11 protein-coding genes are annotated in these 10,732 nt (G+C 58.5%); all 11 read left to right on the top strand.

Translation table 11 applies throughout. The features are described 5' to 3' along the window. Nucleotides 1-592: 592 nt before the first annotated feature. The 11 genes from rpmH (at nt 593) to atpB (ending at nt 10,709) form a co-directional block, all read left to right on the top strand. Nucleotides 593-727, top strand: coding sequence for a 50S ribosomal protein L34 (gene rpmH / locus LOY22_RS26895; RefSeq protein ID WP_002551315.1), 135 nt, complete (start codon nt 593-595; stop codon nt 725-727). A gap of 13 nt (nt 728-740) precedes the next feature. Then, nucleotides 741-1,145 (top strand): ribonuclease P protein component, encoded by a 405-nt coding sequence (gene rnpA, locus LOY22_RS26890; protein WP_213604342.1) that lies wholly within the window; start codon nt 741-743, stop codon nt 1,143-1,145. Then, nucleotides 1,138-1,383, top strand: a complete 246-nt coding sequence (gene yidD, locus LOY22_RS26885) for a membrane protein insertion efficiency factor YidD (RefSeq protein ID WP_080764817.1) — start codon at nt 1,138-1,140, stop codon at nt 1,381-1,383. The genes rnpA and yidD overlap by 8 nt, the downstream gene beginning before the upstream one ends. Nucleotides 1,384-1,385: 2 nt before the next feature. Beyond that, nucleotides 1,386-3,068 (top strand): membrane protein insertase YidC, encoded by a 1,683-nt coding sequence (gene yidC / locus LOY22_RS26880; RefSeq protein ID WP_258595623.1) that lies wholly within the window; start codon nt 1,386-1,388, stop codon nt 3,066-3,068. An 83-nt stretch (nt 3,069-3,151) separates the two neighbouring features. Next, nucleotides 3,152-4,522, top strand: coding sequence for a tRNA uridine-5-carboxymethylaminomethyl(34) synthesis GTPase MnmE (mnmE, locus tag LOY22_RS26875; RefSeq protein ID WP_093377774.1), 1,371 nt, complete (start codon nt 3,152-3,154; stop codon nt 4,520-4,522). A gap of 518 nt (nt 4,523-5,040) precedes the next feature. Then, the gene (gene mnmG, locus LOY22_RS26870) at nt 5,041-6,933 is read left to right on the top strand and encodes a tRNA uridine-5-carboxymethylaminomethyl(34) synthesis enzyme MnmG (RefSeq protein ID WP_045199648.1); all 1,893 of its coding nucleotides are present in this window, start codon (nt 5,041-5,043) and stop codon (nt 6,931-6,933) included. Then, entirely contained in the window at nt 6,930-7,574 is a 645-nt protein-coding gene (gene rsmG, locus LOY22_RS26865; protein ID WP_258595620.1) for a 16S rRNA (guanine(527)-N(7))-methyltransferase RsmG, read from the top strand. The genes mnmG and rsmG overlap by 4 nt, the downstream gene beginning before the upstream one ends. Before the next feature lie 18 nt (nt 7,575-7,592). Continuing rightward, the gene (locus tag LOY22_RS26860) at nt 7,593-8,384 is read left to right on the top strand and encodes a ParA family protein (RefSeq protein ID WP_010222720.1); all 792 of its coding nucleotides are present in this window, start codon (nt 7,593-7,595) and stop codon (nt 8,382-8,384) included. A gap of 9 nt (nt 8,385-8,393) precedes the next feature. Further along, entirely contained in the window at nt 8,394-9,266 is an 873-nt protein-coding gene (locus LOY22_RS26855) for a ParB/RepB/Spo0J family partition protein (protein WP_045199401.1), read from the top strand. A gap of 149 nt (nt 9,267-9,415) precedes the next feature. Next, nucleotides 9,416-9,823 (top strand): F0F1 ATP synthase subunit I, encoded by a 408-nt coding sequence (locus tag LOY22_RS26850; protein ID WP_010222722.1) that lies wholly within the window; start codon nt 9,416-9,418, stop codon nt 9,821-9,823. A gap of 16 nt (nt 9,824-9,839) precedes the next feature. Continuing rightward, complete coding sequence (gene atpB, locus LOY22_RS26845; protein WP_045199403.1) at nt 9,840-10,709, top strand: F0F1 ATP synthase subunit A; 870 nt, start codon at nt 9,840-9,842, stop codon at nt 10,707-10,709. Nucleotides 10,710-10,732 lie beyond the last annotated feature (23 nt).

The following is a 10,732-nucleotide window of genomic DNA, read 5'->3' as shown; positions in this document are numbered from 1 at the left end:
GGATATCCCCTGAGTTGAAAGCCGGTGAGGCAAAAACAAGCGCCCATTGTACCCAGCGCCAGCGCAGTTATCCACATGCAGCTGCGTTGAGGATGGCGATAAATCAGCAGTTTAGTGACCAAAATGTCGTTTTGAGCTTGTGAATAAGCCCTGTGGATAACCGACCCTGAGGTCTTTGCACAACTGGGGGTCGAAATCGGTGGATAACCCGCCTGTGGATAACAGGCCATTTGATCCACAGCTTTTCCGAGGCTACAGCACAGTCAGAGCACCTCTTCTCGACAGAGTTTCTTTTCTCTGTACATACGATATTTAAAGGGCTGTAGCGTGTTATCCACAGAAATCTTCCACATAAGCTTTATAAGATTCACTAAAAAGCTTTAAATAAGTCCTCTCTTTTTTTCTATGTTTAAGTGATCCGTTACTCGCAACCTGTCAGCACACCCCGAGCGGTGCCTGGAACGAAGCCGATTTTCCGTCCATAAGGAAAAGCTGGTTGGAAATTGACCTACGGCCCTGCTTTCTCTAGAATCGCCGGTCTCTTAAAACGGGGGCCATTCCGGCCCGTTGTCGACGAACCAGGTAACACGCCATGAAACGTACTTTCCAACCAAGCACCATCAAGCGCGCTCGCACTCACGGTTTCCGTGCCCGTATGGCCACCAAGAACGGTCGTGCCGTTCTGTCGCGTCGCCGTGCCAAAGGCCGTAAGCGCCTGGCAGTTTGATTTTTCGGCACTGGTGGTGAGTCAGGACTTCAGTCGGGAAAAGCGTCTGCTTGTTCCCCGACACTTCAAAGCGGTCTTCGACTCCCCAACCGGCAAGGTTCCAGGGAAATGCCTGCTGATCCTTGCTCGCGAGAACGGTCTTGATCATCCCCGCCTGGGGCTTGTGATCGGGAAAAAGAGCGTCAAGCTCTCCGTTCAACGCAATCGCCTGAAACGCCTGATGCGCGATTCGTTTCGCCTGAACCAGCATTCGCTTGTTGGTTGGGATATCGTGATCGTCGCGCGCAAAGGGTTGGGCGAGATTGAAAACCCAGAATTGCACCAACATTTTGGCAAGCTCTGGAAGCGCCTTGCACGCAGTCGGCCCGCTCCAGTGGTTAACACCGACTCTGTGGGGGTAGACAGTCAAGATGCGTAAACTGGCGCTCGTTCCGATCCAGTTTTACCGCTATGCCATTAGTCCACTGATGGCCAGTCACTGTCGTTTCTACCCCAGTTGCTCCTGCTATGCGTACGAAGCCATCGAAACACATGGCCTTTTACGCGGCGGGTGGCTTACCGTTCGTCGCCTGGGGCGTTGTCATCCGTGGAATGCCGGTGGTTTTGACCCGGTTCCACCTGCCTCCTCTTCCCGTACTTCTTCGATAGCCGAGTAATCATGGATATTAAACGCACGATCCTGATCGTCGCCCTGGCAATCGTGTCCTACGTCATGGTCCTTAACTGGAACCAGGACTATGGCCAGGCTGCCCTGCCGACTCAGAATACTGCTGCCAGCAACGTTGCCCCGGCCCTGCCGGACACCGTGCAGGCCGGTAACACTGGCGCCAGCGCCGATGTACCGAGCGCCAACGCTGAATCCAGCCCAGCAGAACTTGCCCCGGTAGTGGTCAGCAAGGACCTGATTCGGGTCAAGACTGATGTCCTCGATCTGGCTATCGATCCAAACGGTGGTGATATCGCCCAGCTGACGCTGCCGAAATACCCACGCCGCCAGGATCATCCGGACATTCCGTTCCAGTTGTTCGACAACGGTGGCGAGCGTACTTACCTGGCACAGAGCGGTCTGACTGGCGCCAACGGCCCGGATGCGCGTTCGTCCGGCCGTCCGCTGTATGCCGCTGATCAGAAAAGTTTCCAACTGGCCGATGGTCAGGACCAACTGGTCGTCGACCTGAAGTTCAGCGATGCCGGCGTCAACTACATCAAGCGCTTCAGCTTCAAGCGCGGTGAGTACGACCTGACCGTCACCTACCTGATCGACAACCAGAGCGCCCAGCCTTGGACCGGTAACCTGTTCGCGCAACTCAAGCGCGACGCGAGCTCGGATCCTTCCTCGAGCACCGCAACCGGTACCGCGACTTATCTCGGTGCGGCCCTGTGGACAAGTTCGGAGCCCTACAAAAAGGTGTCGATGAAAGACATCGACAAGGGAAATCTGAAAGAAAATGTTACCGGCGGCTGGGTTGCCTGGCTGCAGCACTACTTTGTAACTGCCTGGATTCCAAACAAGTCTGACAACAACATCGTTCAGACCCGTAAAGACAGCCAGGGCAACTACATCATCGGTTTCACCGGCCCGGCACTGAACGTTGCCGCTGGTGGCAAAGGCGAAACCAGCACCATGCTGTACGCCGGTCCCAAGATCCAGGAGAAGCTCAAAGAGTTGTCCCCAGGTCTGGAACTGACCGTCGACTACGGCATCCTGTGGTTCATTGCCCAGCCAATCTTCTGGCTGCTGCAACATATCCACAGCCTGCTCGGCAACTGGGGCTGGTCGATCATCGTCCTGACCATGCTGATCAAAGGTCTGTTCTTCCCGCTGTCGGCTGCCAGCTACCGTTCGATGGCGCGCATGCGTGCCGTTGCGCCGAAACTGGCAATCCTCAAAGAGCAGCATGGCGATGACCGGCAGAAAATGTCGCAAGCCATGATGGAGCTGTACAAGAAAGAGAAGATCAACCCGCTGGGCGGCTGCCTGCCGATCCTGGTGCAGATGCCGGTCTTCCTCTCGCTGTACTGGGTTCTGCTGGAAAGCGTCGAGATGCGTCAGGCGCCGTGGATGTTCTGGATCACTGACCTGTCGATCAAGGATCCGTTCTTCATCCTGCCGATCATCATGGGCGCAACCATGTTCATCCAGCAGCAACTGAACCCGACTCCGCCGGATCCGATGCAGGCCAAGGTGATGAAGCTGATGCCAATCATCTTCACCTTCTTCTTCCTGTGGTTCCCTGCAGGTCTGGTGCTGTACTGGGTTGTGAACAACTGCCTGTCGATCGCACAGCAGTGGTACATCACCCGCAGCATCGAAAAGGCTACCAAGAAAGCCGCTGCTTGACGGGTTAGCCAGCTAACCTGTGGATAAACGCCCCCTCGTGGGGCGTTTTGCTATCTGTCGTTTTTGTCGTGAGGCCTTCGAGCATGAACACTGTGCGTGAAACCATTGCCGCCATCGCTACCGCCCAGGGACGTGGGGGTGTGGGGATCGTGCGGCTATCCGGGCCTCTGGCCAAACAAGCCGGGCTGGCCATCTGTGGAAAACCGCTAACACCGCGGCACGCCCATTACGGCCCGTTCCGCGCGGAAGATGGCCTGGTGCTGGATGAAGGCATCGCGCTGTTTTTCCCCGGGCCCAACTCTTTCACCGGTGAAGACGTGCTGGAGCTGCAGGGCCACGGCGGCCCGGTGGTGCTCGATATGCTCCTGCAGCGCTGTGTACAACTGGGTTGCCGCCTGGCGCGCCCGGGTGAATTCAGCGAGCGTGCGTTCCTCAATGACAAACTCGACCTGGCCCAGGCCGAGGCAATCGCCGACCTGATCGAAGCCAGTTCTACACAGGCGGCGCGTAATGCCTTGCGCTCGCTGCAGGGCGAATTTTCCCGTCGTGTGGATAACCTCACGGAGAAATTGATCAGCCTGCGCATCTACGTGGAAGCTGCGATCGACTTCCCCGAGGAAGAAATCGACTTTCTTGCCGACGGTCATGTGCTGAGCATGCTCGATGACGTACGCAATAATTTATCCACAGTGCAGCGTGAAGCCGGGCAGGGCGCCTTGCTGCGTGACGGCATGACAGTGGTGATTGCCGGCCGGCCGAATGCCGGCAAGTCGAGCCTGCTTAACGTACTGGCGGGTCGCGAGGCAGCGATTGTCACCGATATCGCCGGTACCACCCGGGACATCCTGCGCGAACATATCCACATCGACGGTATGCCGCTGCACGTGGTCGACACCGCCGGGTTGCGCGACACCGACGATCATGTGGAAAAGATCGGTGTGCAGCGCGCCCTCAAGGCCATCAACGAAGCCGACCGGGTGTTGCTGGTGGTGGATTCCACAGCGCCGGAAGCCAGTGATCCGTTTGCCCTGTGGCCGGAATTCCTCGATCTGCGTCCGGATCCGGCCAAGGTCACGCTGATTCGCAACAAGGCTGACCTGAGCGGCGAAGCCATTGCCATGGAGCAGAGCGAAGATGGCCACGTCACCATTACCCTCAGTGCCAAGGACAGCGACATGGGCTTGGAGCTGCTGCGCGAGCACCTGAAGGCCTGCATGGGTTATGAACAGACTGCCGAAAGCAGCTTCAGCGCCCGCAGGCGCCATCTGGAGGCATTGCGCCAGGCTAGCGCGCACCTGGAGCACGGTCGTGCGCAGCTGACCCTGGCCGGTGCGGGGGAGCTGCTGGCAGAGGATCTACGCCAGGCACAACAGGCCCTGGGTGAAATTACCGGGGCTTTCAGCTCCGATGACTTGCTCGGGCGAATCTTCTCCAGCTTCTGCATCGGCAAGTAAAGCTCGTTATCCACAGCCGGGTCTGCAACGGACCCGGCTGCAGCATCAAATTTTCACCAATCCTCTCTCCTGGTCAGTACAGCCACAGTGCTAGCGCTGTACTCACTCCTGCGTGTCTATCCACAATTCTCTGAAATAAGCCCTGTGGAAAACCCACCTTCAGCTCCGTTGATAACTGGCCTTCAAAGCTGGAGATAACTGCGCTTGTGGGTAACTGGCCATTTCATCCACAGGCTTAAAGCGCTTATCCAGAACGCTCATGCCCGGTAGACCACAGGGTTTTGAATCTCTGTACATAAGGTAAATAAAGGCCTGTAGAAGATTATCCACAGAAAGGTGGCTGACTAAGAATAAACATAAAAACAAAGCTTTAATAAATTTCTCTCTTTTAATTTCTATTGCACGCCATTCATCCACAGCCTGGTTAAATTTTGTGCAAAAGGTTCCTTTAGAGGGGGGTAAGTCCCTATACTTGTGCGTTATCCCTATCTATTCCCGAAACAGGCACGAGGTGCGTGGTGGATTTCCCTTCCCGTTTTGAAGTGATCGTCATCGGCGGCGGCCATGCCGGTACCGAGGCTGCGCTTGCGTCTGCACGCATGGGTGTAAAAACCCTGCTGCTGACCCACAACGTGGAAACCCTCGGTCATATGAGTTGCAACCCAGCCATCGGTGGCATCGGCAAGAGCCACCTGGTCAAGGAAATCGATGCGCTCGGCGGTGCCATGGCACTGGCCACTGACAAGAGCGGTATCCAGTTCCGTGTGTTGAACAACCGCAAAGGCCCGGCCGTGCGCGCTACTCGCGCCCAGGCCGACCGCGCCATCTACAAATCGGTGGTGCGCGAGATTCTCGAGAACCAGCCCAACCTGTGGATATTCCAGCAGTCGTGCGACGACCTGATCGTCGAGCAGGACCAGGTACGCGGCGTGGTGACACAAATGGGTCTGCGTTTTCTCGCCGACTCCGTGGTATTGACCACCGGCACCTTCCTCGGCGGACTTATCCACATCGGTTTGCAGAATTACTCCGGTGGCCGTGCCGGCGATCCACCCTCGATTGCCCTGGCGCGCCGCCTGCGGGAACTGCCGCTGCGTGTTGGCCGGCTGAAAACCGGCACGCCGCCACGCATCGATGGTCGCTCGGTGGATTTCTCGGTCATGACCGAGCAACCGGGGGATACGCCGATTCCGGTGATGTCGTTCATGGGCTCCAAGGAACAGCACCCGCGTCAGGTCAGCTGCTGGATTACCCATACCAACGCCCGTACCCACGAGATCATTGCCTCGAACCTCGATCGTTCGCCGATGTACTCCGGCGTCATCGAAGGCATCGGCCCGCGCTATTGCCCGTCGATCGAAGACAAGATCCACCGCTTTGCCGACAAGGAAAGCCACCAGGTGTTCATCGAACCGGAAGGCCTGAACACCCACGAGCTGTACCCGAACGGGATATCCACATCCTTGCCGTTCGATGTGCAGTTGCAGATCGTGCGTTCGATCCGCGGCATGGAAAACGCCCACATCGTGCGCCCGGGCTATGCCATCGAGTACGACTACTTCGATCCGCGTGATCTCAAGTACAGCCTGGAAACCAAGGTCATCGGCGGCCTGTTCTTTGCTGGCCAGATCAACGGCACCACCGGTTACGAAGAAGCCGGCGCCCAGGGTTTGCTTGCCGGGACCAACGCCGCGTTGCGCGCCCAGGGCCGTGAAAGCTGGTGCCCGCGTCGCGACGAGGCGTACATCGGTGTGCTGGTCGACGACCTGATTACCCTGGGTACCCAGGAGCCCTACCGTATGTTCACTTCGCGGGCCGAGTACCGGCTGATCCTGCGCGAAGACAACGCCGACCTGCGCCTGACCGAAAAAGGCCGCGAGCTGGGCTTGGTCGATGACGCGCGCTGGGCCGCATTCAGCGCCAAGCGCGAAGGCATTGCCCTGGAAGAGCAGCGCCTGAAGTCCACCTGGGTACGCCCAGACACCGCGCAAGGCCAGGCAATTGCCGAAAAATTTGGCACGCCGTTGAGCCATGAATACAACCTGCTCAACCTGCTGACCCGTCCGGAAATCGATTACGCCGGGCTGATGGAAGTCACCGGCGGCTCGGATATCGACCCGCAAGTCGCCGAACAGGTCGAGATCAAAACCAAATACGCCGGCTACATCGACCGGCAACAGGAAGAAATCGCCCGGCTGCGCGCCAGCGAAGACACCCGCCTGCCCGACGATATCGACTACAGCGGTATTTCCGGGTTGTCCAAGGAAATCCAGGGCAAGCTCGGCCAGACCCGGCCCGAGACCCTGGGCCAGGCTTCGCGTATCCCCGGCGTGACCCCGGCGGCGATTTCCCTGTTGCTGATTCATCTGAAAAAACGCGGCGCAGGCCGCGAGTTGGAGCAAAGCGCTTGAGTTCTCAGGTCACCCCTCAACACGCCGAAGAGTTGTCCACAGGCGCCCGCCAGCTCGGTATCGAGCTGAGCGAGGCCCAGCACGCACAACTGCTGGCCTACCTGGCCTTGCTGATCAAGTGGAACAAGGCCTACAACCTGACCGCCGTGCGCAATCCGGACGAAATGGTGTCCCGCCATCTGCTCGACAGCCTCAGCGTCATGCCGTTTATCCACAGCGAGCGCTGGCTGGATGTCGGCAGCGGCGGTGGCATGCCGGGCATTCCATTGGCTATCCTGCATCCGCACAAGCAAGTCACGGTGCTCGACAGCAATGGCAAGAAAACCCGCTTCCTGACCCAGGTAAAGCTGGAGCTCAAACTGGATAACCTCACAGTTATCCACAAGCGGGTCGAGGAGTTCCAACCGGAGCTGCCTTTCACCGGAATTGTTTCCCGTGCTTTCAGCAGCATGGAGAACTTCACCAACTGGACGCGCCACCTCGGCGACGCCCAGACGCAGTGGCTGGCAATGAAAGGGCTGCATCCTGCCGATGAGCTGGTAGCATTGCCGGCAGATTTCAGAGTGGATAGCGAGCAGGCCTTGACCGTTCCGGGTTGCCAAGGCCAACGCCATCTGCTGATACTGCGCCGCACGGCATGATTGGGAACACAAGCAAGAATGGCTAAGGTATTCGCTATCGCGAACCAGAAAGGTGGTGTGGGCAAAACCACCACCTGTATCAATCTCGCAGCATCGCTGGTGGCAACCAAGCGCCGCGTGCTGCTGATCGATCTCGATCCACAGGGCAACGCCACCATGGGTAGCGGTGTGGATAAACACGTCCTGGAACATTCGGTCTATGACCTGTTGATCGGCGAATGCGACCTGGCCCAGGCCATGCACTTCTCCGAGCACGGCGGCTATCAACTGCTGCCGGCCAACCGCGACCTGACCGCTGCCGAAGTGGTTCTGCTGGAAATGCAGATGAAGGAGAGCCGCCTGCGCACCGCGCTGGCGCCGATCCGCGAGAATTACGACTACATCCTGATCGACTGCCCGCCGTCGCTGTCGATGCTGACCCTCAACGCCCTGGTCGCTGCCGATGGCGTGATCATTCCGATGCAATGTGAATACTTTGCCCTGGAAGGCTTGAGCGACCTTGTGGATAACATCAAGCGGATCGGCGAGCGTCTGAACCCGCAGCTCAAGGTCGAAGGCCTGCTGCGGACCATGTACGACCCGCGCCTGAGCCTGATCAACGATGTGTCCGCGCAGCTCAAGGAACACTTCGGCGACCAGCTGTACGACACCGTGATTCCACGCAACATCCGCCTGGCCGAGGCTCCGAGCTTCGGCATGCCGGCCCTGGCCTACGACAAGCAATCGCGTGGCGCCCTGGCGTACCTGGCCCTGGCCGGGGAACTGGTTCGTCGCCAACGTCGTCAAACCCGCACTGCACAGACAACTTAAGGAATCCGCATGGCCGTTAAGAAACGGGGTCTCGGACGTGGGTTGGATGCACTGCTCAGTGGTCCGACCGTCAGCGCGCTCGAAGAGCAGGCTGTCCAGGTCGACCAAAAGGAACTGCAACACCTGCCGCTCGACCTGATCCAGCGCGGCAAGTACCAGCCGCGCCGGGACATGGACCCGCAGGCACTGGAAGAACTCGCCCACTCGATCAAGAGCCAGGGCGTGATGCAGCCGATCGTGGTGCGCCCGATCGCCGACAACAAATTCGAGATCATCGCCGGTGAACGCCGCTGGCGCGCGAGCCAGCAGGCCGGCATGGACACCATTCCGGCCATGGTCCGCGATGTGCCCGATGAAGCGGCTATCGCCATGGCCCTGATCGAGAACATCCAGCGCGAAGACCTCAACCCGGTGGAAGAGGCCATCGCCCTGCAGCGCCTGCAGCAGGAGTTCCAGCTGACCCAGCAACAGGTCGCCGATGCCGTGGGCAAGTCGCGGGTCACCGTGGCCAACTTGCTGCGCCTGATCTCGTTGCCGGAAGTGATCAAGACCATGCTGTCCCATGGCGACCTGGAGATGGGTCACGCCCGGGCATTGCTCGGATTGCCGGATGAACAGCAGGTCGACGGGGCGCGTCACGTTGTCGCACGCGGCCTGACCGTACGCCAGACCGAAGCACTGGTTCGCCAGTGGCTCAACGGCAAGCCAGAGGCTGCAGAACCTGCCAAGCCGGACCCGGACATCACCCGCCTTGAACAGCGTCTGGCAGAGCGTCTGGGCTCGGCCGTACAGATTCGCCACGGCAACAAGGGCAAGGGCCAGTTAGTTATCCGTTACAACTCACTAGATGAGTTGCAAGGTGTGCTTGCTCACATCCGCTGAAACAATTCCTTTTGTAGCGCGCAGTCGGAAATCACTACCCGGCAGTTGAATAGGGGTTAAACCGCCCCTATACTCTGCGCGCATTTTGTCGGCACAAATTATGCCAAGTCATAGCTGACTGGTTGGTCGACTTTCGAGGAGCAGTTGTGATGGAAACCCGCACGCCAAACCGCTTGCCTTTCCATCGCTGGGCGGTTTTTCCGGTACTGTTGGCTCAATGTGTCGTGTTTCTGCTGGCAACTTTGGCGTTGTGGCAGTGGCACGGGGCGGTCAGTGGATATTCGGCACTCTGCGGAGGGCTGATTGCCTGGCTGCCGAATGTGTATTTCGCCTGGAAGGCTTTTCGGTATACCGGAGCCAGGGCAGCGCAGGCCATCGTCAAGTCGTTCTACGCTGGCGAGGCAGGCAAATTGATTTTGACGGCAGTGCTTTTTGCACTGACGTTTGCAGGAGTGAAGCCATTGGCGCCGTTAGCAGTCTTCGGTGTCTTTCTGCTGACCCAGTTGGTCAGCTGGTTCGCGCCCCTGCTGATGAATATAAGACTTTCGAGACCTTAGGGCGTTTGAGGCAACCATGGCAGCAGAAACCGCTTCGGGCTATATCCAGCACCACTTGCAGAACCTGACCTTCGGTCAACTACCAGACGGCGGTTGGGGCTTTGCCCATTCCGCAGCAGAAGCCAAGGCAATGGGCTTCTGGGCTTTCCACCTGGACACCCTGGGTTGGTCGGTCGCACTGGGTCTGCTGTTCGTATTCCTGTTCCGCATGGCAGCCAAGAAGGCGACTTCCGGCCAGCCTGGCGGCCTGCAGAACTTCGTAGAAGTGCTGGTTGAGTTCGTCGACGGCAGCGTCAAGGACAGCTTCCACGGCCGCAGCCCGGTGATCGCCCCACTGGCGCTGACCATTTTCGTCTGGGTCTTCCTGATGAACGCCGTCGACCTGATCCCGGTCGACTGGATTCCACAGCTGGCCATCCTGATCTCCGGTGATCCGCACATTCCGTTCCGTGCCGTTTCGACCACCGACCCGAACGCGACCCTGGCCATGGCCTTCAGCGTGTTCGCCCTGATCATTTTCTACAGCATCAAGGTCAAGGGCATCGGCGGCTTCCTCGGCGAACTGACCCTGCACCCGTTCGGCAGCAAGAACATCTTCGTTCAGATCCTGCTGATTCCGGTCAACTTCCTGCTCGAATTCGTCACCCTGATTGCCAAGCCAATCTCGCTGGCCCTGCGTCTGTTCGGCAACATGTATGCCGGCGAGCTGGTGTTCATCCTGATTGCCGTGATGTTCGGCAGCGGCCTGCTCTGGCTCAGCGGCCTGGGCGTGGTGCTGCAGTGGGCGTGGGCTGTGTTCCACATCCTGATCATCACCCTGCAAGCGTTCATCTTCATGATGCTTACCATCGTCTACCTGTCGATGGCTCACGAAGATAACCATTAAGACCGCCTGGCGTGTCTGATGAC

This window comes from Pseudomonas sp. B21-035, assembly GCF_024748945.1.
In the GTDB taxonomy this organism is placed as follows: domain Bacteria; phylum Pseudomonadota; class Gammaproteobacteria; order Pseudomonadales; family Pseudomonadaceae; genus Aquipseudomonas.
The sequence above is the reverse complement of the archived record's forward strand: the minus strand, read 5'-3'. Positions and strand labels throughout refer to the sequence as shown.